Source organism: Streptomyces sp. NPDC048566 (assembly GCF_043199735.1).
Lineage (GTDB): Bacteria > Actinomycetota > Actinomycetes > Streptomycetales > Streptomycetaceae > Streptomyces.
Genome location: NZ_JBICWL010000003.1, coordinates 365,546 through 389,773 on the forward strand (window position 1 = coordinate 365,546; position 24,228 = coordinate 389,773).

Sequence of the window (24,228 nt, forward strand, 5' to 3'; positions counted from 1 at the left end):
GCGCCGGACGCCGGGCAGCGCGCGGGGTCGCCCGGCTCACAGGCCCGGTGGTGCCCTCACCGGCACCACCGCGCGCCGCGATCACGGGCCCCGCGGGGGCTCCGGGCCACGACGGGCGCCGGGCGAGGGGCGCAGGACTCGGGCGCGGTCGCCGCGACGGGCGCCACGGCGAGGGGGAGGCGTCAGCCGGGCTGCCACAACTCGATCCTGTTGCCCTCGGGGTCGGTGGCCCATCCGAACCGGCCGACGCCCGCCATCTCCTGGATCTCCTCCGCCACGTCGGCGCCCCGGGCCCGCAGTTGCGCGAGCATCGCGTCGAGGTCGCGGACCCGGAAGTTGAGCATGGTCTGCTGGGCGGGCGACCCGAAGTAGTCGGTCTCGGCGTCGAACGGCGCGAACACCGTTGGCCCGGCCTCCTGCCGCCACAGGCCGTTCCCGTCGGTGTCGAGGCCCAGAACGTCGCGGTACCAGGCACCGAGCGCCGCCGGGTCGGCCGCCCGCATGAAGTACCCGCCGATTCCCTGCACACGTTCCATGCGGTCATCCTGCCAGCCCGGGCTGCCGGCGGGTGCCCGACCGCGCCCGCCGGCAGGGCCTGTCCGGGCCGCGCGCCCGAGCCCGGCCCGGGCGTGCCGGGCCTGCGGCGGGTCGCCCCGGTCGGGGTCCGCGCAGGCGGCTATGGTGACCCGGCCCGCCCCCGCGGACGGCGGCGGGTGACGGATGCGGGGCACCCGGAAGCCGTGGGCCGCGGCCGGGATCGACGGCGGAGGCAGGCCCGGCGGCCGTACGTCGCAGGGCGGCCACGGCCGGAGTCCGGCACCGCGGCGAGGCCGGCGCCCGGCGCAGTCCGCCCCCGAACCCAGGAGCGATCATGAGCAGGGTCTTCAGCGCGCACGCCGTCTCCGTCGACGGCTTCATCAGCGGGAGCCTCTCCGAGGGCCAGGACGCGTTCGGCAGCGGACTCGGCGACGCGTCCATGCTGTTCGACTGGTACTTCGGCGGTGACACCTCCAGCGCCTCCTTCGACGGGTTCACGCTCAGCGAGCCGAGCGCCCGGTTCTTCGACGCGCTCGCCGCACGCGTGGGCGCGACGGTCGCGGGGCGCACCACCTACGAGCACTCCGCTCACTTCGGCGGAGGAGGCCCGCATCCCACCGCGCCGCTGTTCGTGCTGAGCCACCGGCCGGCACCCGGGATCACCGCGGCGCAGACGCTCGTGACCACCGGTATCGAGGACGCCGTTGCCGCGGCGCGCGAGGCGGCCGCGGGCAAGGACGTGGCGCTCATGGGCGGTGGTGTTCTGTCCTCCGCCCTCGAAGCGGGCCTCGTCGACGAGGTGATCCTCCATCAGGTACCGGTGATCCTGGGCGGGGGCCGTCCGCTGTTCCATCGGCTTCCCGCGCACGTGGACCTGCGACTGACGCAGACGATCCCGGCTCCCGGCGTCACGCACCTGCACTACGAGGTCGCCCGGTAGGTCCCGGCCGGACCGCCGACCAGGACCTGCCCGAGCGTCGGCCGGGCGCGGCGGACGGCGGGGCCGCCTCGGTGCCACGGGCGCGAGCCGCGGCACGGAGGGTCCGGCGAGGGCGTGCGCGAGGCGAACGGGCGGCCGGTCTGCGGGTCCCCAGCGGCGGTGCGCGCGAAGACCCGCGGGACGCAGCCCCGTCCGGCCGCCCCTCTCCGGTGCCGTACCGCCGCCGTCCGGTACTACGTACCGGCCTCCCACTCGTGCGCCAGCACCGCGTACACGTACTCGCTGGCCCACCGCTCACCGTCGAGGTCGTTGTCGACGAGATGGGCCTCCCTGCGCATGCCGAGCCGCTCGCACACCCGCACCGAGCCGGTGTTCAGGACGTCGAGCCGGGCGAACAACCGGTGGACGCCCAGGTCGGTGAAGGCCCGGGACGCGACGGCGCGAGCGGCTTCGGTGGCATAGCCCCGGCCGCCGTAGGCGGGGTGGAAGACCCAGCCGATCTCGGCCTGGCGAGCCCGCACGCTCGCCGCCTTGAGCACGATCTCGCCGACGACCCGTGTCCCGCCCGTCTCGCACACGGCCACCACCAGGTCGTCGCCGTCCTCGGCCCACGCCGGCCCGTCCGCGAGCCGGGCCAGCCGCCGTGCGCACGCCTCCCGGGTCAGGGGTGGCCGGAACAGGTGGCGGGCCACCTCCGGCAGGCCCTGGTACGCGTGCACGTCGTCGAGGTCGTCCCCGGTGAACCGGCGCAGGGTGAGCCGCCCTGTCGCGGCGGGCAGCGTGAGTCCGGCCATCCGTTCGTCTCCTGATTCCCGTCGGTGCTCCGCCGGCGCCCGGACCCGCCCGCACGGGCTGGTCCGGGGACCGCTGGTGACCACCGTAGGCACCGCGGGTCCGAGCCGGGCACCGAGGGCGGAGCGCCGGCGCCCGGCACCACCGCGACCGCCGGCCCGTCATGCGGTCCCCCTGCCGGGGGACCTGCATGAACAGCCGCGTACAGAGACATACTTGACGGCGTGGAGACGTGTTCCACACGCGTTCGTTCCAGGGAGGCTGTGTCCGTGAGCGGTGTCGGCAAAGGGCTCGGGAAAGTCGAAGTGAAGCTCCGCTGGGATCCCAGCCCCTGGGGGCGGCCGCCGCGCCACCTCGACATCATGGCGGCGGTCTTCTCCGCGGCCGATCCGCACGGACGGCCCGCCTACGTCGTCCACACGGAGAGCAGGTCACCGGACGGCACGATCAACATGAGCCGTCACAGCGAGACCGGCCTGGGACTCGGCTTCGTCGAGGTGATGGTGCTGGAGCTCGACCGGCTGGCCCCGTCCTTCCGGCGCGTCGTGGTGGGGGTGGCCATCCACCAGAGCGGCGGCGCCCTGACGTTCGGGGACATCACGAACGCGGGCGTGGTCGTCGTGTCGGGCTGGACGGAGTTGATGGCCGACGACTTCGCCGGGGTCGCCGCATCGAACGCCGCCACCGTCGCCGAGTTCGTCCGGGACGGCTCCGGGGCCTGGTCGCTCCGGGAGGCGGTGCACGGGTTCGACGGATCGCCGACGGCGTTCGCCGCGGAGATGGGCGGCATCGGCCTGTCGTGACCGTTCCCGCCCAGCAGGGCCGGTGGGACGGGAGGGTCCGAGGGTGCCCCGACGCGGATCGTGCGGTGATCCTCGCCGGGACCCTCCCGTGCGCACCTCCCCGGTGGCGCATGCCGGCACCGCCGATCCGCCGCGACAGCGCCTTGGCCCCGCGGGTGCGGTGTTCCCGGCGATGCCCTCGCGCGTTCCCGGGGATACCTCGCCGAGACGCGCCCCCGGCGGCGCACCGGCATGCAGGACCATGCGAAGAGTGCCGGGATCCGGCAATGCGGCGGGGTCCGGACCGCGGGCACGATGGTGCCGGGGCACGCCGTTCAGGGCTTCGGTTCCGGACACCGGCAGGAGGTGGACGGAGCCGGCCTGGAGCGGAGCCGTACGAGGACCGGTGGACCGGCGGGCGCAGGGGGAGGCCGAGATGTGGAGGTTCGTGGACGCGGCCACCGGCCTGCCCGGCATCCTGTTCACCGCCGCCGTGGTCGTGGCCGGAGGGTTCTGGCTGCTGGCCGCGTGCGGACTCGTGCCCGCCGACGCGTTCGACGCGGACGCCGACCTCGCCGCGTGGGGCATGGGCGGCGCGTCGGCGACGGTCGCCCTGTCCCTCCTCTCGGCGCTGGCCTGGCTGTTCAACACCGGCCTGACCGTGGTGCTCGACGCCGCGCTACCGGGAGCCGCCGCCGATGTCCTGCGTCTGCCCGCCGCGGCCGCCGCCGTGCTCGCCGCCCGACTGCTGACGCCCGTGTTCGTCCGACGCCCGCACGAGCCCACCGCGCCGGCGGCGGCCACCGACCCGCCGCACGGCCGTCCACGCCCGGGGCGGGCGGCCGGGCGACAGGAGCCGACATGACCTACTTCGCCGCACCCCTCGCCGTCGCCCTCTGCTTCGTCGCGGTCAGCACGGCTTTTCTGGTCCGCCGGGACCGGAAGCGGATGGCACAACTGTGGTCCCGCCCACGCGGCCGGGACTGATCGGCGCGGCGGAGCCGGGGCCGCGCCGCCGCGACAGGGCGAGGGAAGCCGGGCGCGCCCCGCACGTCGAGCCGCGGGCCGTGAACGTGCTCGCCTTCGGCGCGGACCCGACCGGCCGGCACGACGCGGCCGACGCGTTCGAGCGGGCCATCGCGTACGCCGGGAAGCGGCACCGCACCGTGTACCTGCCGCCGGGCACCTACCAGGTGAACCGGCACGTCGTCGTGGACGACGTGACGATCGTCGGCGCGGGCAACTGGTACACCGTCGTCAAGGGGCACCAGGTCACCCTGGACGCCCCGGCCCCCGACGGGTCGCTCCACACCGGCGTCGGCTTCTACGGCAAGGACGCGGCGGACGGCGGCAGCCACCACGTCCACCTGTCCGGCTTCGCGGTCGAGGGCGACGTCCGCGAGCGCGTCGACACCGACCAGGTGAACGCGATCGGCGGTGCCCTCAGCGACTCGACGATCGACGGCCTCTACCTGCACCACACCAAGGTCGGCATGTGGTTCGACGGCCCGATGACCCGCCTGCGCGTCACCCGCAACCAGATCGCCGACCAGATCGCCGACGGCATCAACTTCCACACCGGTGTCACCGATTCGTCCGTCACCGACACCTTCGTGCGCAACACCGGTGACGACGGCCTGGCCATGTGGTCGGAGAAGACAGGCAACGCGCGCGACGTCTTCGCCCGCAACACCGTGCAATCGCCCGTCCTCGCCAACGGCATCGCGCTCTACGGCGGCACCGACGCCACCGTCACCGGCAACCTCGTCGCCGATCCCGTGCGCGAGGGCAGCGCGATCCAGGTCGGCTCCCGCTTCGGTGCCACCCCCTTCGACGGCTACCTGCGGATCACGGACAACACCACCGTCCGGTCGGGGCCGTTCGAGCTCAACTGGAAGATCGGCCTGGGGGCGATCTGGTTCTACGCCCTGGAGCGTGACATCGACGCCGACATCCGCGTCACCGGCGACCACTTCCTCGACACCACCTACAACGCGGTGATGCTGGTCTCCGACTTCCCCGTCAAGGACAAGTACGCCATCCGTGGCGTCCACTTCAAGGACATCCGGGTGGACGGCACCGGCACCTCCGTGCTCAGCGCCCGTTCCGCCGGCTCGGCGACGTTCGAGAACGTGGACGCCCGCAACGTCGGTGCGGTCGGCATCAACAACTGCGGATCGTTCAACTTCCCCTCCACGGGCTCCGAGTTCACGGTCGGTGATCTCGGGGGCAACGACGGAGGGGGGACGACGGGCCCGTGGATGGCCTCCTGGGAGGTCCCGAACACCATCACCTGCGACGACCGGCCCCCGGTGGTCGCACCCCCGGCACCGGCACCGTGGCGCTGACCGCCGGCGCCCCGACCACCTGCCGCCGGCGGCCGGGCGGCTGCTGAGGCGGAGTGCGGAGCGGCTCCGGACGGGTCGAACGTCCGGAGCCGCTCCGCACTCCGAGCGCGACACACCACCACCCCTCACGCGGGGGAGACCGCGACGCTCCCGATGGCGGACCGGCCCACGGCACGGGCCCGTTCCTCAGGACGCGGCGCCGAGCCCTACCGGGAGGGCTGCGCCCGTGCGCCTCGCCTCCGCCAGGCGACGCGCGGCACACCTGGACGTCACGACGGCCGGAACAGGCCCATGCGCGCGTCGTGTTCGCGCTGAAGCCCGGCCACCGCGCGAGCGGGTTCGAGCACGCCCCGTTGCAGGCGGCGTGCGGCCTCGATGTGATCGGCGGTCCACACCACCCGGATGGCGGTCGAGGAGTGCTCGCTCCGATCGGACCCGAGGTCGTGCTCCACCGCACGGACGAGCCGCTCGTCGGCCGCCGTGTCCTTGGCCTCCGCCTCCGGCACCTCACCCACTCCGGTGAGCGCCTCCGCCGTCGCCTCGTACCAGGCCACCAGCACGTCCCCGGCCCGCTCGATCTCCGCCCGGGCCGCGCTGCGATCCGCCTGGGAGGGAGCCCCTTCGCGTTCCCACAGGTCCAGGACGGCGTCGGCGGTGAGGCGCAGGACGGCGACGGCCGTGACCAGGGTGGTGACATCGGTCAGCGACAGATGCTTGGTGCCGCGTTCCGCCAGGAACTCGCGGAACGCGTCGTCCAGGCGCCGGGCCGCCGCGGCGGCCCGGTACCGCTCCTGGTCCGGGACCGGAGCGGTGCTCACCAGGCCGTCGCAGCGCGTCACGCCGTAGTCGATCGCTCCCCGCAGATACCGGACGCCCTCCGCGAAGCCCGCCGCCAGCGCGTGACCGAGGACGGACGCCGCCCCTCGGGGCCAGAACAGCAGCCCGACGACGACGCTCACGGCACAGCCGATCGCGACGTCCTCGATCCGCACGATCCCCACGGTCCATCCGGTGGGCTCCAGGAGGTTGAACAGGATCAGGATCGAGACGGTGAACCCGGCCTGCCCCGCCGCGAAGGAGATGGTGGCCGGCGCGAAGCCCGTGAACAGCACGGCGAAGGGGAGCAGCACCCACAGGAAGGTGGTGTTCGAGCCGATCACATAGATGAGGCCGCCGCCGACGATGATGCCGACGGTCGTGCCGGCGACGGCGCGCAGGGAGTTCTGGCCGGTCAGTACGGCACTCGACCGCAGGACGGCCAAGGTGCCGAAGGCCACCCAGAAGCTGTGCTGCACACCGGACAGTTCCGCGACGAGCACGGCGAGCGCGAGGGCGATCGCGCCGCGGACACTGTTGTGCAGCCACACGGAATGCCGCTCGGCGTGTGCTCCGGCGCGTTCCTGAGCCGACGTGAGCGGCGAGGCCGCGCCTTCGGGGCGGCGTCCGGTGATCTTCTGCCACAGCGTGCGCCGGCGGGCGGCCAGGATCAGGTCGATGTTCCCCGCGATCGCGGCCACCGCGAAGCTCATCTCCTGCGCGCGGAAACTCGGCTCCAGCGAACTCACGAACCGGGTCGCGGTCCGGCCGCCCTCACCGCCGGCCCCGAACCGCCCGGCCTCCCCGGCCCCCTCCGCCGCCTCGCCTTCCGGCGCCTTCGGGCGGAACGCGGTGACCGCGTTCTCCATCGTGGACCGCGCACGGACCAGCCGTTCCTGGAGGGGGGCCAGCCCGCCCGGCTCGGGGTCGTCCGCCGCTCCCAGCAGCTCCGCCCCGGCCTCCAGCAGGTCCGCGGCGGCCGTCTTCACACCGCACACGATCTTGTCGGTGGGACCGGTGCTCTCTCCCACGGGCGCACGGTCGAGGATCGTGGCCAGCAGGAGCACCTCGTCCACCAGGCGGATGAGGACGCGGGTGGAGGTGGAGAGCCCGGTGGGACGGTACGGGGTGGCGAAGAAGGTGTCCCGCAGAGACGTCACCGCGCCCTTCGCTTCGTCCACGACCGTCCCGAGCGTCCTGCGGTCCGCCGCCCCGAAGCCCCGCAGCACGCAGTCCGCCTCGGCGCGCAGCTGCCGGGCCAGCGCGCCGCACGCGGCGGCGGTGCTGCCCCGCAGCGGCTCGCGGACCGGGAAGGGCCAGAAGAAGCGGATGGCCGCCAACGAGGCCGCACCGGCCATGCCCCACCCCGCGAGCCGGTCCGGGATGGCGCCGGGAGCGCCGGGGAGCGTCGCCGACAGGACGAAACCGACGAGCAGGGAGGTGGAGGCCCCGGCCAGCGCCGAACTGACCACCCCGGAGAACAGCACCAGGAAGGCCACGACGGCCGTGGCCGCCGTGGACAGCCACACGTCGCGGGACACCAGGGTGCCGAGCGAGATCAGGACCGCTCCGGCCACGATCAGGGCGGTGTGCTCGGCGAGCCGGTCCCGCATCGGCCCGCCGAACTCGACGAACAGCAGCAGCGCGATCGATCCGAAGGCGGCGAACAGCGGGACGACGGGACTGTCGGTGAGCGCACGGGCCAGAGCGAACAGTCCCGGGGCGACGATCGCGGCTCGGACAGACCGCCGGAGCGCGGTGTACCCCGCGTCGCGCCGCAGCAGGGACCGCACGGTGTTCACAGCTGACGCCTCCCGGGCATGTTCGGCTCGTACGAGGTCACTCTGACAGTTCGCCCGGCGAACGCACGCGAGGCGTCGGTGTCAGCGTGGCCGGACCACGGGCCGGCGTCTGCATCGGGGCGTACATGCGGTCCGCGTTCGTGGCACTTTGAGTGCCTGTCGGCCGAGCCGGCGGGCGCCGCCGTTCTCGCACGGTATGCCGCACCCGGAAGGTGAACCGGCCGGCCCGCCGAAGGCCCGTGTCGGTCCCGGCCGCCGGTGCCGTCCGGCCCGGCCCGGCCGGACGGGTGGAGGGCATGGGCCGGGTGAGTAGTCGGCTGCGGCACCCGGGCGCTTCGGCTTCGGCGACCGACCGGCCGCCGAAGCCGAAGTGCGCCCCGACCGGCAGCGCCCGGCACCACCGTCCGGGGTTCGCCCCGGACGGTGGTGCCGGACACTCGATCAGGGGAGGACCGTCCGGCCGTGCGACGGCTCACCCCTCGCCGGCCCCGTGGCCGACGCGACCTGCCGGTCTACGGCTCGGTGCCCCAGACGAGGGCGCCCGCCACGTACACCGTCACCTTCGAGGCGTCGGCGTAGGAGGTGTTCGCGCCACGGCTGTAGTCGTCCGACTCGTCGAAGTTCGACCAGTCCGACTTGGCCAGGCGCAGCTGGAGGTCACCGGTGTCGGCTCCGGCCGCCAGCGATCCGGAGGTGAAGCCCAGCTGAAGGTAGTGGTCCGCCCCCGTGCGGCTCGGGGCGACGGCGCCGACCGAGCTCTTGACCGTGGAGCAGCCGAGCTGCGCCCAGTCGCAGAAGGGCTGGTAGCCGGCGGAGGAGGACTCGCCGGTGAACCAGTAGCGGACGGTCACCTTGGACAGGTCCACCGCGCCGGAGCCGCCGTTGACCAGCCGGAGACCGGGCCTGATCTGGTTGTCGCCCGTGGCGGAGTCGTTGTTCTTGTACTGGGCCTTGAGACCCGGCGTGCCGCCTCCGCCGCCCGACGCCTTGGTGGTCGCGGACACGGCCGTGGAGGCGGCCGAGGTGTTGCCGGCGGCGTCCTTGGCCCGGACGGTGTACCGGTACGTCGTGGAGGCCGAGAGGCCGCTGTCCGTGTAGGAGGTGGTGGCGGTGCTGCCCGCCTTGGTTCCGTCGCGGTAGACGTCGTACCCGGTGACCGCGGTGTTGTCCGTGGACGCGTTCCAGCTCAGCGTGACGCTGCTGCTCGTCGTGGAGCCGACCGCGAGGCCGCCGGGGACGGTGGGCGCCTGCGTGTCGCCGCCCCCGCCGCCCGATCCGCCCACCGGGGGGTTGGCGTTGGCGAGGAGCTGGCGGAACTGCGCGGAGAACCAATGCCCGGCCAGCGGCGAGTCGGGCAGCGCGCCCGTCGGGTTGTTCCCGTTGCGCGCGTTCCCGGTGTAGGTCGGGTCGCACATGCGGTCGAAGCCCTTGCCCTCGTCGTTGTCGACGGCCTTGCTCGCCCCGTCGGACTCACCCGGCGGCTTGGCCCACACGTAGGCGTCGATGCCGGTGTCGGGTGCGGTCGTGGGGCGCTCGCCGAGGCCCGCGCCGCTCTGGTTGCACCAGTTGCCGGCGTGGATGCGCCGGTCGATGCGCCCGCCGTCCACGTAGGCGTCCACGCTCGTCGTCGGCCCCGGGCCGGCCGGCCGTGCCGAGCCGCCCCAGCCGTTGCGGGAGGTGTCGACGAGCATGCCGATACCCGAATCGAAGCCCTGTGCGACGAGGGCGCTGCGCAGCCCCTGGGCGTAGGAGCCCTCGTCGACGTACTGGTTCCAGTCGATCCACTGGGACTGGCGCACCGTCTGCCCGTTCACGGTGTCCGTCACCTTGACGTAGGGCTCCTTGGTGGCGCTGTAGTTGGCGGTGTTGACGATGAATCCGGCCACGTCGTTCACGGTGGCGCCGCTGGTGGTGGCGGCCTTCTTGAACTCCTGGGCCGAGGGGACGAGATTGCTGTCCCAGCCGAGCCAGCCGTGGTGGCCCGCGTCGATGTAGTTGTAGGTGTTGGGCAGCGCGCCGAGCTTGTGCAGGGCGTAGCCGACACCCTTCTCGTAGTTGCCGTTCGCCTTCATCGTGGCGCACTGAGGGGTCGACCCGGCGGTGCCCCCGGCGTTGGTGACGAGGTTGGGCAGGGAGTCGGGCTCGATCAGGTTCACGATGCGCAGGCCCGCGTAGGCGGGGTCGGCGAGGATCGCGGCGATCGGGTCGATGTAGTCGCTCTGGTAGGCGGCCAGGTCCTCCGGGCCCAGCTCGCCGTTGGAGGCGAGGGCCGCGCAGTCCCGCCCCGGCAGGTCGTAGATGACCAGCTGGACGAGGTTGGCGCCCTGTGCCTTCGCCGCGTCGAGGTGTGCTTTCAGGCCGCGGGCGTCGGCGGTGCCCGCGATCGCGGCCATCCGGTCCAGCCAGACGAAGGTGGGCTCGTCGGCCACGGCCGAACCACCCGGCTCGGCCGCCGCCTTGGCCGACCAGTCGGGGTTCACGTACGCCGTGGCCCCGACGTAGGGGTTGTCGAGTTTGGCCGCGGCTGTCGCGGTGGTCGGGAGGGCCGCGACGGACAGCGCGGCGAGCAGCGCGCCGGCCGCCAGCGCGGCGGTCCGCCGGGGACCGCCGCGGCGCTCGGGGGAGTCGGTTCTGCGGGAAGGCATCGGTCATCTCCTGGGGAGAGCTGGCAGGTACGGACGGGTGCGGGGTCGCGGGCACCGCGCCGCGCCGCCTTGCGGGCGCGGCGGACGGGGGACCGCGGGCGGGACGGTGCGAGCGGGCGGGACGGAGGCGACCGGTGCGGACCGGTGTGTCGCGCGGTCGCCGCCGAACGGGTGCGCGCCGCGACGGCGTCCGGATGCGGGTCCGGTGGTTCGTCGTCGCGCGTTGACGGTGCCCGGTCGCCGAGACGACGGCGGGGACGGGGACACCGGATGTGGGAGCGCTCCCAAGGTGCGGTGGGGAAGCTGCCGATGTCAACACCCCTGCAAGGAATGTGTGGCTGACGGTCCGTCGGAATGCTCGCGACGCGGTGCGGGATCGCGTGTCCGGGGTGCGGGAGGGGTCGGGGTGGGGGCGCGCCCCGGGCGGGGGAGGTGCCTGTCGCCCCGCGGAAGTTTCCGAGAGTGTCCGGCGGCGGTCGAGGGGTGGTGGCCTGGTCCGGAGCCTCGTGGATCACGATGCGCGGTGCGGGGCTCGCGAGGCGGCCGCTGCGTGAAGTATTGACGCGGACACGCTTAGTGGCTTCCATGTGCGCAGTCCGGCTTCGACGAGTCGGCCGCCGGGAGCGGGACACTCCCGCCGGTCCGCGGGAGCCGTCCCGCCGGATGCCCATCCGCCTGCCCGTCCGGATTCGTGCGCCCGCCAATGGGAGCGCTCCCACCCGGAAAGGACCCCCCACCATGCGTCATCCACCCGCATCTCGTGCCCGGCGCGCCCTCGTCGCCCTCCTGGCCGCCGTCCTCGCCGCCCTCGTCCCCCTCACGGTCGCGGGTCCCGCGCACGCGGCGATCGCACCCCCGTCCCCGTCGGGCGCGGCGGCAGTGGCGGGCGCCGGGTACTGGCACACCGACGGCCGCCGGATACTCGACGCCCAGAACCAGCCGGTGCGCATGGCCGGCGTCAACTGGTTCGGCTTCGAGACCGCCAACCACGTCGCGCACGGCCTCTGGTCACGCGACTACCGGTCGATGATCGACCAGATGAGGACCCTGGGCTACAACACGATCCGCCTGCCCTACAGCGACGACGTCTTCAAGGGCGCCCAGCCCAACGGCATCAGCTACGCGAGCGGCATGAACGCCGACCTGCAGGGTCTGGACTCGCTCCACGTCATGGACAGGATCGTCGACTACGCGGGCTCGGTCGGCCTCAAGATCGTGCTCGACCGCCACCGGCCCGACTCCTCCGCCCAGTCCGCGCTCTGGTACACATCCGCCGTCCCCGAGACGACCTGGATCGCCGACCTGAAGACACTGGCGGCCCGCTACCAGGGCAACCCCGCCGTCGTCGGCATCGACCTGCACAACGAGCCGCACGACCCGGCCTGCTGGGGGTGCGGCGACACGAGCGTCGACTGGCGGCTCGCCGCCGAACGGGGCGGCAACGCCGTCCTGTCCGTCAACCCCAGCCTGCTGATCTTCGTCGAGGGCGTCCAGACCGTGAACGGCCAGAGCGACTGGTGGGGCGGCAACCTCGCCGGAGTCGCCGGCGCGCCGGTCCTGCTGAGCGTCGCGCACCGCCTCGTCTACTCCGCCCACGACTACGCCACCAGCGTCGCGCAGCAACCGTGGTTCAGCGACCCGTCCTTCCCGGCGAACATGCCGGCCGTCTGGGACCGGAACTGGGGCTACATCTTCAAGCAGAACATCGCCCCCGTCTGGCTGGGCGAGTTCGGCACGACCCTCCAGTCGGAGGTGGACCGGAAGTGGCTGGCCGCCCTCGTCGACTACCTGCGCGCCACCGGCACCCACGGCGCCGACAGCTTCCAGTGGACCTTCTGGTCCTGGAACCCGAACTCCGGTGACACCGGCGGCATCCTCAAGGACGACTGGAGCAGCGTCGACACCGTCAAGGACGGCTATCTCGCCTCCATCAAGGCACCGGGCTTCACCGGCGGCGGGGGAGGGGGCGGCACGGACACCACCGCGCCCTCCACGCCGGCCGGACTCGCCGTCACCGCCACCACCTCCTCCAGCGTGTCACTGGCGTGGAAGGCGTCCACCGACGACACCGCGGTGGCGGGCTACGACGTCTACCGCGGGACCGGCAAGGTCGGCCAGGCCACCGGTACCACCTTCACGGACACGGGCCTCACCGCGGGCACCCGCTACGAGTACACCGTGCGAGCGCGCGACGCGGCCGGCAACACCTCGCCCGCCTCCGCGTCCGTGTCCGCCACGACCTCCGGCACCGGAGGCGGCTCCACCGGCTGCAAGGCCGTGTACACGGTGAGCAGCGACTGGGGTGACGGGTTCAACGCCGACGTCACCGTCACCAACACGGGCTCCACGGCGACCGGTTCCTGGCAGGTGAGCTGGGTCTGGCCCGGCGGGCAGACCGTCTCCGGCATGTGGAACGCCTCCTACAGCCAGGTCGGCCGGACGGTCACCGCGACCAACGCCGCGCACAACGGCACCATCGCGCCCGGCGCCTCGACCGCGTTCGGCTTCGGCGCGGCGCCGGGCGGGGCCGGCACCCCGGTGCTCGACTGCCGCGCCGTGTAGCGCGCGCGTTCCGTCCCGGACGCCGGGTCGACGGCGGGCGCATCCGGGACATGGCGCTCAGGCACTGGACCGGGTGCCTCACCACGCACCGTGGTCCGCCGCGCTCCGGCAGGTGGGCGCACCGGAGCCGAGCGCATCCGGTGCGCCCACCTGCCGGCGACTCCCGCGCGGCGGGCGTCCGGGGCGGGACGGCCTCGACACCCCCCACACCTCGTCAAGGAGCACCTGATGACCTCCCTCCCCTCGGGCGCGCGGGCCGCACTGGGCGTGCTCGTCGCCCTCCTGCCGGCCGCCGCCCTGTCGCTGGCGGCCGGCGGAACGGCACACGCCGACACGGTGCTGTGCGACAAGTACGGCAGCACGCCGATCGCGGGCGGCGCCTACATGGTGCAGAACAACGAATGGGGCGACGACACCCCCCAGTGCCTGACCGTCACCGGCACCGGCTTCACCGTCAGTACGGCGAGTCACAACGTCCCCACCAACGGAGCCCCCGCCGCCTACCCCTCGGTCTACGCGGGCTGCCACTACGGCAACTGCACCACCGGCAGCGGCCTCCCGGTCCGGGTCAGCGCGTTCAAGGATCCGCGCAGCAGCGTCTCCTACCGCACCGCGGGCGGCTCCTGGGACGCGGCGTACGACATCTGGCTCGACTCCTCGCCCTCTCCCGCCGGGCAGAACAACGGTGCGGAGATCATGATCTGGGGCGCGCACTCCGGCCCGCCGCAGCCCGCCGGATCGCGCATCGGCACCGCGACCGTCTCGGGCGCCGCGTACGACGTGTGGGAGGGGCGGCTCTCCAACGGAGGCATCTCCTGGAACGTGGTGTCCTACGTGCGTCAGCAGAATGTCGATGCCCTGGACGTGCACATCGCCGACTTCACCGCGGACGCGGTCGCACGCGGGTACGTCGACACGGCGTGGTACCTGACGAGCGTTCAGTTCGGCTTCGAACCGTGGGTCGGCGGCCAGGGGCTCGCGGTCGACGACTTCTCCTTCACCGCCGACGGGGGAGGGGGCACGCCGCCGGCCGGCGGCACCGTCGTCGGGCAGGCCAGTGGCCGTTGCCTGGACGTGCGGGGCGGCGCGTCCGCGGACGGCACTCCGGTGCAGTTGTGGGACTGCAACGGCACCGGTGCCCAGAAGTGGTCCCGGCAGGGCGACACGCTGGTGAATCCGGCGACCGGCAAGTGCCTCGACGTCTCCGGCGGCCGCACCGCCAACGGCTCGGTCGTCCAGCTGTGGTCCTGCAACGGACGGGGTGCGCAGAAGTGGCGGGCCGACGCCGACGGCACCGTGGTGAACACCGGCTCCGGCAAGTGCCTCGACGCCGTGGAGCGCGGTACCGCGGCGGGCACCCGCATCCAGATCTGGGACTGCTTCGGCGGTGGCGGCACGCAGCCGAACCAGGTGTGGAGCTTGCGCTGACGACGGGGCTCGGGGGAGCGGAGTCCCGGGCCCGAGGCCGGGCCCGGGGCCCCGGAGCGGCGCTCCGGGCGGTGAGGACCGGCAGCCCGTCCGCCGACGCGTACTCCGGGTCCTCGGCCCGCCGGCGCCCGCTGCATGCGTCCTGCTGCGTTCTGCTGTGCGCCGCAGGGTGCGCCGGGCGACGGCTGCACGCCGCGCGGCTGCGGCGGGCAGCGGGTGAACGACCCCCCGGGCGCGGGGCGGACCGGCACGGAAGGGAGGAGCGGGGCCGGGCGCCTGGCCCGGTTCGTCGGCGGTGGCGCCGGGCACGATGCCGGAACGCTGGTGCGCCGGGATTCCGGAGCGCTCGGCGCGGCGTGGCACCGTGGCGGGCGGGAGGCCGCCGGAAACCCGATGTCGCCGCACGGTTCGCCGGTCTAGCGTTGCGCTCCATGGATGATCAGGAAGCGCCTTCGCGGCTCACCCGCCTCACGTTTCTGGGCCCCTTGTCCGAGGCCCGCGCCGCTCGCATCGTCGGCAGACTCTCCCGGGCGGCGCCCGCCACCGTCCTCGACCTCGGGTGCGGCTGGGGCGAGCTGATGCTCCGCACCCTGGAGGCGGTGGACGGCGCCACCGGTGTCGGTGTCGACGTCAACGGGGAGGACCTCGCGCGGGGCCGGGAGAGCGCTGCCGGCCGGGGACTGGCCGATCGCGTGACCTTCGTCGAGGAATCCGCCGAGTCCACCCGGCACGGCCCGGCGGACCTCGTCCTGTGCCTGGGAGCGAGCCACGCCCTCAGCAGCGTGGAGCCGCCCGGCCACACCGCCGCCGCACTGCGCGCGCTGCGGGGACTCGTCCGGCCCGGCGGCCGCGTCCTCCTCGGTGAGGCCTACTGGCAGCGCGCCCCCACCCCGGCGGAGCTCGACTCCATGTGGCCGGGAGCCCGCGCCGACGAGTTCCACGAGCTGGCCGGGCTCGTCGACCTCGCCGTCGCCGCCGGGTTCCGGCCCGTGTGGATCGAGTCGGCGAACAGCGACGAGTGGGACGACTTCGAGTCCGGCTACCAGGCCGACCTGGAGGAGTGGCTCGCCGCGCACGCCGGGCATCCGTCGGCGGCGGAGACACGCGAGCGCGTCGACCGCCACCGGTCGAGCTGGCTGCGGGGGTACCGGGGGGTGCTCGGACTGGCCTATCTCACCTTGGTTCCCGTGGGCTGAGGGGTGGTCCGAGCGCCCGGCCCGGCGGGGCGGCCGGGCCTCGCCACCGGGTCACGGCACGCCCCGTACGGGGACGCCGCGGTTCTCGGCCGGGCGGCGGTGGCGTGGACCGCCCCATGGCCCGCCCCATGGCCCGGCCATGGCCCGGCGGTGCGCCGCCGCCGGGCCGCGACCGGGGAGGCCCCCGGGACCGAGGCGCCGCGCCGGGGGGCCGGGAGAGCCGCTCAGGCGCTCCGCGGCTTCCGCGCGGCCGTCTTCTTGGCCGCCGTCTTCTTCGCGGGCTGCTTCTCGGCCGGCTGTTTCCGGGCGGCGGCCTTCTTCCCGGTCCTCTTCGCGGTCTGCGTCCCCGCCCGGCCCGGGGGCAGGTCGTGGACCGTGGCGTCCTCGCCGCGCGACGCACGGGCCTTGGCCACGGACTCCTTGAGCGCGGCCATCAGGTCGACGACCCTGCCGGGCGGCTCCGCCTCCTCCGGCACCCCGGGAGGCTCGGCGCCGGCACGCTTGGCCTTGATCACCTCGGCGACCGCGTCGTTGTAGCGGTCGACGAACTCCGGCCCCTCCAGATCGTCGCGCGTCATGCGTTCGATGAGCTGTTCGGCCCCGGCGATCTCGTCGTCGGTGAGTTCCACCGTGCCGGGAGCCAGCGAGGACGGGTCGCGCACCTCGTCCGGCCAGCGCATGGAATGCAGGACGATCACGTTGTCGCGGACCCTCAGCAGACCCAGGCGCTCGCGCCCGGACCACGCGTACTTGGCGACGGCGACCTTCGAGGACCGTTCGAGCGCCTGGCGCAGCAGCTTGTAGGGCTTGGCCGCGACCTGCCCGGCCGGTTCGAGGTAGTAGCCGTCGCCGATCTGGATCGGGTCGATGGACCGGAGCGGAACGAACGCCTCGATCTCGATGGCCTTCGCCGTGGGCAGCGGCATGTCCCGCAGCTCCTCGTCGAGGACGGGGATGATCGTGTCCTTGCCCCACTGGTACCCCTTGCCGATCTCGGACTGGGCCACCTCGCGGTCCTCGATCTCGCAGACCTTGCGCACCCGCACGCGGGACATGTCCTCCAGGTGGACCTGGTGGAAGCGGATGGAGTGGTCCTCGGTCGCGCTCACCACGTGGATCGGCACGGTGACCAGACCGAACGAGATGGCACCTGACCAGACGGTTCGTGGCATTCATGACCTCCGCGACGGGCCCGAGGGTCTCAGCCTAGGAGCACGCGCCGGCCGGGGCGCGGCGAGCGGTCGGGCCGGCAGGCGGCGATGCGCGCCGCTCGGTCGGGGCGGTCAGTCGAGGATGTGCAGATGAGTGTCGGGCTTGCAGTGGGCGCAGGCGCGCACGCCGGCCGAGAGCAGCCGCCGCGCCTCCTCCCGGGGGACCGGGCGCCGGCGACTGCCCACCGCGTAGCAGTCGCCGACGTGGACCTCGACGGGCGGCCGTCCCTTGCCGATCCCGAGTTCGACGACCCAGTCGGGCTTCTCGGGCCTGCCGGCGCGACCCTGTTCCCGCTCGGCCTCCCGTTCCCGGAGAGCGGCGAGTTTGGCGTCGATGCGGTGCAGCCACATGGCGTGCCACACCCGCAGGGTGTGCAGCCGCGCCTGGTCAGGCGGCAAGTCATCGAACATGCGTCCGATTCTAGTTCCATGGTGCGGCGGAGCGCGACAGCCTGCGGGAAAGCCGGTCGGCGGCCTGCCGTGCGGCGGTCCCGGAGCGCCGCCCCGTGCCCCGGTGGCGCCGGCTTGCGGGGAGGCGCGACAGCGGCCCACCGTGCTCTGCCGCGCCGTGGCGGCGGCGAAGTGGTCGTCCCCCCGCCTGTCGGAGGAGGTGGGTGTCGACGGGTGATCGATGCCGGAATCCGGCCGCCGGGGGAGGCCGGCGGCGTCGGTGCCGCTCCTGTGGCGAGGGGTGTTGATGCTCGGCCGCCCGAACCCGGTCGACGTCGAGGTCCGCCCGTCGCCTCGCGTGTTCGAATATAAGTTCGATACTGTGAGGGTGGAGGTGATGGGCGTGACGCCGGAGACCGAAATGGGGCGCGAGGCCAGCGTGATGCATGTGCGCTGTCCGGAGAGGGTGCCCGAGGACGTCTACCGACAGGTCCTCGAACAGATGGCGGAGCTGTCCTCCGTCGTGCAGGCGCTGCCCCCGTCGGCGGCGCTGGCGGAACTCCGGGGCGCACTGCGCTACCACGGGGTCGACGCGGTCCGGCTCGGTGAAGTGCTGCGGGTGCGCACCGTCTCCCGGCTGGGTGTCGACGTGCGCGTCGGTATCGGGCCGTCCATCAGCGTCGCGGCCACGGCGTCCGGTCGTGTCCCGGCTCCGGGCGGCGTCCTCGCGGTGCCCGCGGGCCGGGTGACGGAGTGGCTCGCCCCGCTGCCCGTCGAGGCCCTCCACGGCATCGGGCCCCGCCAGGCGCAGGCGTTGCGCGACTACGGCGTCCACACGGTCGGCCTGCTCGCCGCGATCCCGCCCGCCACCGCGCAGCGGCTCCTCGGCGGCCGGCCCGGCCGGCAGGCCGCCGACCGGGCCCGGGGCGTCGACCCGCGTCCGGTGGTCCCGCGCGCGCTGCCCGCCACCGCGAGCGTCCGTCGCGACTTCACCCGCCAGGCGCTCGACGGCGCGGGCGTCCGCGCGGCGCTCCTCGACCTGGTCGTCGCCCTGGCGCTGCGGCTGCGGCGCGCCGGTCAGGCGGCCCGCGGACTGACCCTGACGCTGCGCTTCGCCGGGGGCACCGCATGGGAGCGCACCCGGCGGCTCGCCGAGGCGTCGGCCCATGAAGACGACCTGCGTACCCTGGCCTACCGGCTGATGGACGCGGCGGGCCTCCAGCGCGGCCGGATCACCGCGATCACGCTGAAGGCCGACGACCTCGTCGAGGCGAGCCGTGTGGCGGAGCAGATCAGCCTCGACGCGGTGCGCGAGAGCCGGCTGGTCGCCGAGGCGGCCGTCGACCGCATCCGGGCCAGGTTCGGCCCCGACGCCGTCCGCCCGGCCGCCACCTTCCTGCGGGTCTCCTGAGCCGGCGCCGCCCCGCCGTCGGGGCCCGGCGGCTCAGAGGCCCGTCCGCGGCGACGCCCGGTGCGTCGCGAGCTGCCGGTCGAGTTCCGTCCGCAGATCGGCGCACAGCCGTCCGGTGCGGGTCCACTCGACGAGGAGCTGCGCGACATGGCGCACCTTGATGCCCGTATGCCGCGACAGGTCCCGGAGAATCTGCTCCGCCTGTTCCGGAGCCAGCCGGCCCAGCTTCATGACGACGCCGACGGCGTGGTCCAGCACGGCACCGGAGGCTGTCGTGTCCCGGCCGCCGAGGCCGTCGTCGCGCGGATTCCCGACCAACTCTGTCACGCGGTCTTCCACGTGGTCCTCCCAGAACCCGGAGTGGCTTGTCCCGAAGAGACGAGGGGCGCGGCGCGGGGGTGTGGTCGTCCGGCGGTCTGCTCGTCTCGGCATGTTTGCCCCGAATGCGCCGGAACATCACCTGATGGACGTGCCGACGTTCCGGCGCGCCGCGAAAGACGGATTGGGTCGGGACTTCCCGGGTACCCAGAGTGGGCAAACCGTGCGAGAACAGGAGATACGTCCATGGCTCACGAGGTCACCCCCCGCTACACCGTCCCCGGTCTCACGGTGCAGGACGCCGGCTCGCTGATCGGGGTGCTCCAGCAGCGCCTGCACGCCCTCAACGACCTTCACCTCACGCTCAAGCACGTCCACTGGAACGTGGTGGGCCCGCACTTCATCGCCGTGCACGAGATGCTGGACCCGCAGGTCGAGCGGGTCCGGGCCATGGCCGACGACGTGGCCGAGCGTATCGCCGCGCTGGGCGGAGTCGCGCAGGGCACCCCGGGCGCCCTGGTCGCGGACCGCGCCTGGGAGGACTACAGCGTCGGCCGCGCCGACGCCATCGCCCACCTCGGTGCGCTCGATCTCGTCTACACCGGCGTCCTGGAGGACCTGCGGAACGCGGTCGGGAAGGCCGGCGACACCGACCCGGCGACCGAGGACCTGCTCATCGAGCAACTGCGCGACCTGGAGCAGTTCCAGTGGTTCATCCGGGCGCACCTGGAGACGGCAGGCGGCGCCCTCAGCACGGAGGGCGCCACCACCGAGGCGGACGCCGCGAAGCGGTCCGCCGGCTCCTGAGATCCCCGGCTCGGCGACCACCCGAGCCGGCGCCGAACCGATCAGGGGGACCCGGCCGCCCCCGTCGCCGAACGGCCGCGGCATGCCCGCGCGCGCCCGTCGCGGGGGCACGCCACCGGCACAACGAGAGGAAGACCCGTCATCATGTCCGACAAGCCCCTCAACGGCCACCGCGTGCTGGTACTCGTCACCAACTACGGTGTCGAGCAGGACGAGTTGGTGGTGCCGGTCAACCGGCTGAAGGAGGACGGCGCCGACGTCACGATCGCGGCGGTGTCCCCCGACCCCATCCGCACGCTGGTGGGCGACAAGGAGCCGGGCGAGGCGGTGGAGCCCACCGCGACGCTGGAGACGCTGGACCCAGACGGGCACCAGCTGCTGCTGATCCCCGGCGGCACCCTCAACGCCGACCAGCTCCGTCTCCAGCCCAAGGCGCTGGAGACGGTCAGGGCCTTCGCGGCGTCGGGGCGGCCCATCGCCGCCATCTGCCATGGCCCCTGGGCCCTGGTGGAAGCCGGTGTGCTCGACGGCAAGACCCTGACGTCGTATCCGTCCGTCCGCACCGACATCCGCAACGCGGGTGCCAAGGACTGGGTCGACGAGCCGGTGGTGAGCGACGACGCGAACGGCTACACCCTGGTCACGTCCCGGACGCCGGACGATCTGGACGCGTTCGTCGGCGCGGTCGGCGAGGCGCTGGTCGGCGCCTGAACCGCCGCCGGACCCGGTCGGCTCACCGGGCGCCGGAGCGCGGGGCGGCCGGCATCACGCGGTGAACCTGCCGCGGGTGCGGCCGCCCACGGCGCTCAGATGCCGCGAGCGGGGCGCGGCGACGACCATGACGGCCATGTCGTCGTGCACCTCGGAGCCCACCCACTGCGCCGCGAGCATCTGCACGTGCTCCACGACGGCCTCGGCGGGCATGCCCGCACACCGGGCCAGCGCCGCGCGCAACCGGTCCTCGCCGAACATCTCGTCGCCCAGCGGCCCGCCCCGCGCCTCCGTGATGCCGTCCGTGAACAGCACGCAGAACTCGCCGGGCGCCAGCGTCCGGTGCGTTGTGGTGGCGCGCGCCGAGGGGAGCGCCCCGACGAGCGTGCCGCGGCGGGTGGCCTCCTCGACGCTGCCGTCGGACCGGACGATCAGCGCCGGCGGGTGACCCGCGCTGGTGAGCCGCAGCCGCACGGAACTCTCGTCCCGCACCGCGGAGACCATCACGAGCGTGGCGAAACGGGTGCTGTCGGACGTGAGGAGTGCGCCGTTGAGGAGGTCGATCATCCGCTGGTGGTCGTGGGCCATCGGCAGCAACGCCTGCAGGGTGTTGCGGATCTTGCCGGTGAGGACGGCGGCTTCGAGGCCCTTGCCGCAGACGTCGCCGAGGACGGCGAAGGACTCCTCGTCCTCGGTGACGGAGGGATGGACGTCGTAGAAGTCGCCGCCGATCCTCTCGTTGTCCTTCGCGGGGCGGTAGCCGCCGGCGAAGTCCACTCCGCGGACCTGGCGCAGGGCCGGCGGCAGCAGATCCTGCATGAGCGTCTGGGAGAGCGACGCCTGTTCCGCGTAGAGGCGTGCCGCGGACATGGCCGCTCCCGCGCGCGCGGCGAAGAGGCGTGCGAAGACCTCCTCGGCCTGGCTGAAGGCGCTCTCGGCGCTGCGGCGCAACAAAATCAGCGCACCGGCGGGCACGCCGTGGCCGGGCAGGGGCGTGACGACGATCGACCCGACCGGTCCGAATCCCTCGGGCACCAGCCACGCCGGCGCGGACGCGGGGTCGATCCAGCGGGAGGGCACCGGCGGGAAGCCCTGGAGCGCCTCGGCGAGGCCGGGGACGTCCTCGGCGGCCACGTCCCGCAGCGAACGTTCCGGCTGCTGGTATCCCGTGCACGTCACCACGGGGAGGCGGCGACCGTTGGGGGGTGCCACCACCAGTGCGGCGTCCGCGAGGTGCCCGGCCGCCAGTTGGGCGGTGACGTCCATGCAGCGCTGGAGGTTCAGCGAGGACAGCAGACTGTTCGAGGCCTCGGTGAGGAAGGCGGTCCGGTCGCGCTCGGCCTCCAGCGCCTCGCGGGCCAGCCGGTGGTCGGTGTCGTCGACGAGCCACCAGGCGAGGCTGCCGTCCTTCTGTACCGAGGGGTGGGCCTCGAAGATCCGGCCGGCCACCGGACCCGAGACGGCGCGCGCCGCTCCGGCGCTGCCGGTTGCCCGCGTGTGGGCGCCGGAGAGCCAGTCCGGGGCACTCGCTTCGAGGAGTGCGCCGACGGCGATCCCGGGGAAGAGTTCCTCGGCCCGCGGGCTGGCGCCGCGCACCGTGCCGGAACGGTCCACGATCACGACGGGGTAGGGGACGGACGACCAGGACACGAGCGTCGGAGCGTGTGCGCTCGTGCCGCGTTCCTGCTGGGTTGAAGTCACAAGGACGAAGGCCCGCTGTGCGAACCCCTCACCTCTTCCGGTCGAAAATTGTTGCCGTTCGGCAACCATCCTCCATGTGCCGCTCCCGTGGCAACCCGCCGTCGTCCGCATGCCCGGCCGGGTGGGCGATCCGCGCCCCGGCGCACCGCGCGGCCCCTCCGACCCCGTACGGCCCGGGCCGGCCCGCTGCGTGCTGCTCCGGGAAACGAGCAGGTCACGACGGTGTGGTCCGCTCGATGGATGCAGGAGGGTGGTGTCCCGGCGGGCCCGGCGTCGGGCAGGTGAAGAACCTGCGAAGAGGGTGAAGGATTGGTCGGGGAGCGTGCGAAGCGGTGGCGCGCGCCGGTGTGCGGGGCCCCATCCCACGGCGCGCGGATGACCGCGCGCCGTATGGGAACCCGTTCGGCGGACGGGCGGAGGGTCCGCGGCGTCCACGGCGAAGGGAGTGCAGTGATGAGTCCGCGTCAGGCGTCGAACGAGGGGCATGGGATCGAGCGGGGACGAGGGGTGTGCACGGCGTGCGGCAGTCGCCCCGTCGCCCCCGACGCGTCCCGGACGCCTTTGTGCCAGCGCTGCGCCGCCGTGCTCGAACTCCCCGACCGCGCAGGGCTGGTGGCCGACGACGGCGCTGCCGTCCGGCGCGCGTTCGGGCGGGGAGACCGGGAAGCGGGTCACTGAACCGGTGCGGGGGCACCGCCGTGCGGCCGCGACGACGGGCAGTCCTCCCGGGCGAGTCGGCGCACGTCGGCGACGGTGATGCCGACGGTGCGGGCGGCGCGGTGCGCCTCCCGCTCCGGGGTGCTGTTCCGCCTCCGGCCGGGCGTCCTGCGGGGAGGCGGCCGGGTGGGCATCCGGGTGACGGGCGGCATAGCCTGAAGGCGCACGGTGACGTGCTCCCGCGTGCGTCGACCAGGCGAGAAGGTGAGTGCGATGCGCGTCATGCTCAGGGCGACCATGGACACCGAGAAGGGCAACGCGGCGATCCGCAGCGGCAGAATGCCGGAGTTGATGGAAGAGACGATGAAGCACCTCCAGCCGGAGGCGGCCTACTTCACCACCCTCGACGGTTACCGGTGCTGCATCATGATCTTCGACATGCAGGACACCAGTGAACTCCCGAAGATCGCCGAGCCGTTCTTCATGGACCTCGGCGCGCGGCTCGAAGTCTCCCCCGTCATGAACGCCGAGGATCTCCGGAAGGGCCTGTCTCAGCTCGGCTGACCAGGCGCTCTTCTCCGCGGCACGGTCGGCGGCGCCGCGGCGCCCCACGTCGTCGGCGCCGCCCGGACGCGGTCGCCGCGGGGGAGGGCCGCGCCGCCGCCGCGGGTGGGGCGGGCGGGGCTGCCGAGGCGCGGTGGCATGGACTCGCCGGCGCGGGGCACTCGAAGACCTGCGTGGCGCCGGTTCGGACCGGGAGCGGCGTCGCGCGCCATTCGAGCAGCCTGTCGCTCGCGGCGACGGTCGTCCGTCGTGCGCGTACGCACCGAGGGGGAGAGAACACCCATGATCCTGCCGGCGGAGAGGGAACTGCGCACGGTACTGGCACGGTTCGCCGAGGTGCGCATCGAGCACGACGTGCGTCCCACCGGCCGCACCAGCCGCGCACTCGAGGACGCCACGTACACGCTGTGCGTGATGACCGGCTCCCGGACCGCCGAGCAGGCGCTCCGGGCGGCGGACGCCCTGCTGGAGCGGTACGCGGAGGACCGCACGGGCGCCGGAACGACGCAGGCGGACGAGACGCTGGCCGCCTGACCCGGGTCGGCGGCACGGCCCACCGCCGCGCCGCCCCGGCCGGCGGCCCCGGGCGCTCTCTCGGGTCGGCTCCGGG

Annotated in this window: 20 protein-coding genes and 1 pseudogene; 13 read left to right on the top strand and 8 right to left on the bottom strand. The window is 73.7% G+C overall.

Features of this window, described 5'->3' with window-relative positions; translation table 11 throughout:
• Nucleotides 1-182 precede the first annotated feature (182 nt).
• A complete protein-coding gene (locus ACGFS9_RS08440) occupies nt 183-536 on the bottom strand; it encodes a VOC family protein (RefSeq protein ID WP_393251566.1) in 354 nt (117 codons plus the stop codon).
• Nucleotides 537-871: 335 nt separating this feature from the next.
• On the opposite strand from ACGFS9_RS08440, the gene ACGFS9_RS08445 reads away from it, so the two are divergent.
• A complete protein-coding gene (locus tag ACGFS9_RS08445) occupies nt 872-1,477 on the top strand; it encodes a dihydrofolate reductase family protein (RefSeq protein WP_393251567.1) in 606 nt (201 codons plus the stop codon).
• Between the two features lie 233 nt (nt 1,478-1,710).
• On the opposite strand, the gene ACGFS9_RS08450 is transcribed toward ACGFS9_RS08445, so the two are convergent.
• On the bottom strand, nt 1,711-2,271 hold the full coding sequence (locus tag ACGFS9_RS08450; RefSeq protein WP_393251568.1) for a GNAT family N-acetyltransferase: 561 nt from the start codon (nt 2,269-2,271) through the stop codon (nt 1,711-1,713).
• Nucleotides 2,272-2,538: 267 nt separating this feature from the next.
• On the opposite strand from ACGFS9_RS08450, the gene ACGFS9_RS08455 reads away from it, so the two are divergent.
• From ACGFS9_RS08455 to ACGFS9_RS08470, 4 genes and pseudogenes are all read left to right on the top strand, one after another.
• Nucleotides 2,539-3,072, top strand: coding sequence for a TerD family protein (locus ACGFS9_RS08455; RefSeq protein ID WP_393251569.1), 534 nt, complete (start codon nt 2,539-2,541; stop codon nt 3,070-3,072).
• 415 nt (nt 3,073-3,487) lie between these two features.
• Nucleotides 3,488-3,916: a hypothetical protein gene (locus ACGFS9_RS08460; RefSeq protein ID WP_393251570.1), complete on the top strand. Its 429-nt coding sequence runs from the start codon at nt 3,488-3,490 to the stop codon at nt 3,914-3,916.
• Nucleotides 3,913-4,038 carry a hypothetical protein gene (locus ACGFS9_RS08465; RefSeq protein WP_393251571.1) on the top strand — a complete coding sequence of 42 codons (126 nt, stop codon included), beginning with the start codon at nt 3,913-3,915 and terminating at the stop codon, nt 4,036-4,038. The genes ACGFS9_RS08460 and ACGFS9_RS08465 overlap by 4 nt, the downstream gene beginning before the upstream one ends.
• 74 nt (nt 4,039-4,112) lie before the next feature.
• Nucleotides 4,113-5,399, top strand: a pseudogene (locus ACGFS9_RS08470) (glycosyl hydrolase family 28-related protein); the annotation flags it as partial.
• A gap of 269 nt (nt 5,400-5,668) precedes the next feature.
• Here the strand turns inward: ACGFS9_RS08470 and ACGFS9_RS08475 are convergent.
• Together ACGFS9_RS08475 and ACGFS9_RS08480 are read right to left on the bottom strand one after the other, a co-directional pair.
• On the bottom strand, nt 5,669-8,017 hold the full coding sequence (locus ACGFS9_RS08475) for an FUSC family protein (protein ID WP_393251572.1): 2,349 nt from the start codon (nt 8,015-8,017) through the stop codon (nt 5,669-5,671).
• A 512-nt stretch (nt 8,018-8,529) separates the two neighbouring features.
• The gene (locus tag ACGFS9_RS08480; RefSeq protein ID WP_393251573.1) at nt 8,530-10,662 is read right to left on the bottom strand and encodes a glycoside hydrolase family 6 protein; all 2,133 of its coding nucleotides are present in this window, start codon (nt 10,660-10,662) and stop codon (nt 8,530-8,532) included.
• A 738-nt stretch (nt 10,663-11,400) separates the two neighbouring features.
• On the opposite strand from ACGFS9_RS08480, the gene ACGFS9_RS08485 reads away from it, so the two are divergent.
• The 3 genes from ACGFS9_RS08485 (at nt 11,401) to ACGFS9_RS08495 (ending at nt 15,848) form a co-directional block, all read left to right on the top strand.
• A complete protein-coding gene (locus tag ACGFS9_RS08485; RefSeq protein ID WP_393251574.1) occupies nt 11,401-13,224 on the top strand; it encodes a cellulase family glycosylhydrolase in 1,824 nt (607 codons plus the stop codon).
• A 228-nt stretch (nt 13,225-13,452) separates the two neighbouring features.
• On the top strand, nt 13,453-14,652 hold the full coding sequence (locus ACGFS9_RS08490; RefSeq protein WP_393251575.1) for an RICIN domain-containing protein: 1,200 nt from the start codon (nt 13,453-13,455) through the stop codon (nt 14,650-14,652).
• 431 nt (nt 14,653-15,083) lie between these two features.
• Nucleotides 15,084-15,848, top strand: coding sequence for an SAM-dependent methyltransferase (locus tag ACGFS9_RS08495; RefSeq protein WP_393251576.1), 765 nt, complete (start codon nt 15,084-15,086; stop codon nt 15,846-15,848).
• A gap of 224 nt (nt 15,849-16,072) precedes the next feature.
• Here ACGFS9_RS08495 and ACGFS9_RS08500 read toward each other — a convergent pair whose 3' ends face one another.
• Nucleotides 16,073-17,020 (bottom strand): Ku protein, encoded by a 948-nt coding sequence (locus ACGFS9_RS08500; RefSeq protein ID WP_393251577.1) that lies wholly within the window; start codon nt 17,018-17,020, stop codon nt 16,073-16,075.
• Between the two features lie 111 nt (nt 17,021-17,131).
• Nucleotides 17,132-17,470, bottom strand: coding sequence for a DUF6233 domain-containing protein (locus ACGFS9_RS08505; protein ID WP_393251578.1), 339 nt, complete (start codon nt 17,468-17,470; stop codon nt 17,132-17,134).
• Between the two features lie 376 nt (nt 17,471-17,846).
• On the opposite strand from ACGFS9_RS08505, the gene ACGFS9_RS08510 reads away from it, so the two are divergent.
• The gene (locus ACGFS9_RS08510; RefSeq protein ID WP_393251654.1) at nt 17,847-18,860 is read left to right on the top strand and encodes a hypothetical protein; all 1,014 of its coding nucleotides are present in this window, start codon (nt 17,847-17,849) and stop codon (nt 18,858-18,860) included.
• A 33-nt stretch (nt 18,861-18,893) separates the two neighbouring features.
• Here ACGFS9_RS08510 and ACGFS9_RS08515 read toward each other — a convergent pair whose 3' ends face one another.
• Entirely contained in the window at nt 18,894-19,187 is a 294-nt protein-coding gene (locus ACGFS9_RS08515) for an ANTAR domain-containing protein (RefSeq protein WP_393251579.1), read from the bottom strand.
• Between the two features lie 237 nt (nt 19,188-19,424).
• Here ACGFS9_RS08515 and dps point away from each other — a divergent pair, with 237 nt between their 5' ends.
• Complete coding sequence (dps, locus tag ACGFS9_RS08520) at nt 19,425-19,985, top strand: DNA starvation/stationary phase protection protein Dps (RefSeq protein WP_393251580.1); 561 nt, start codon at nt 19,425-19,427, stop codon at nt 19,983-19,985.
• A 144-nt stretch (nt 19,986-20,129) separates the two neighbouring features.
• The gene (locus ACGFS9_RS08525; protein WP_393251581.1) at nt 20,130-20,696 is read left to right on the top strand and encodes a type 1 glutamine amidotransferase domain-containing protein; all 567 of its coding nucleotides are present in this window, start codon (nt 20,130-20,132) and stop codon (nt 20,694-20,696) included.
• Nucleotides 20,697-20,750: 54 nt separating this feature from the next.
• Here ACGFS9_RS08525 and ACGFS9_RS08530 read toward each other — a convergent pair whose 3' ends face one another.
• Nucleotides 20,751-22,346 carry a PP2C family protein-serine/threonine phosphatase gene (locus tag ACGFS9_RS08530; protein WP_393251582.1) on the bottom strand — a complete coding sequence of 532 codons (1,596 nt, stop codon included), beginning with the start codon at nt 22,344-22,346 and terminating at the stop codon, nt 20,751-20,753.
• 981 nt (nt 22,347-23,327) lie between these two features.
• Between ACGFS9_RS08530 and ACGFS9_RS08535 the strand changes: the two genes are divergently transcribed.
• The gene (locus ACGFS9_RS08535; protein WP_393251583.1) at nt 23,328-23,618 is read left to right on the top strand and encodes a DUF3303 family protein; all 291 of its coding nucleotides are present in this window, start codon (nt 23,328-23,330) and stop codon (nt 23,616-23,618) included.
• 282 nt (nt 23,619-23,900) lie between these two features.
• A complete protein-coding gene (locus tag ACGFS9_RS08540) occupies nt 23,901-24,152 on the top strand; it encodes a DUF5133 domain-containing protein (RefSeq protein ID WP_393251584.1) in 252 nt (83 codons plus the stop codon).
• The last annotated feature ends 76 nt before the right edge of the window (nt 24,153-24,228 follow it).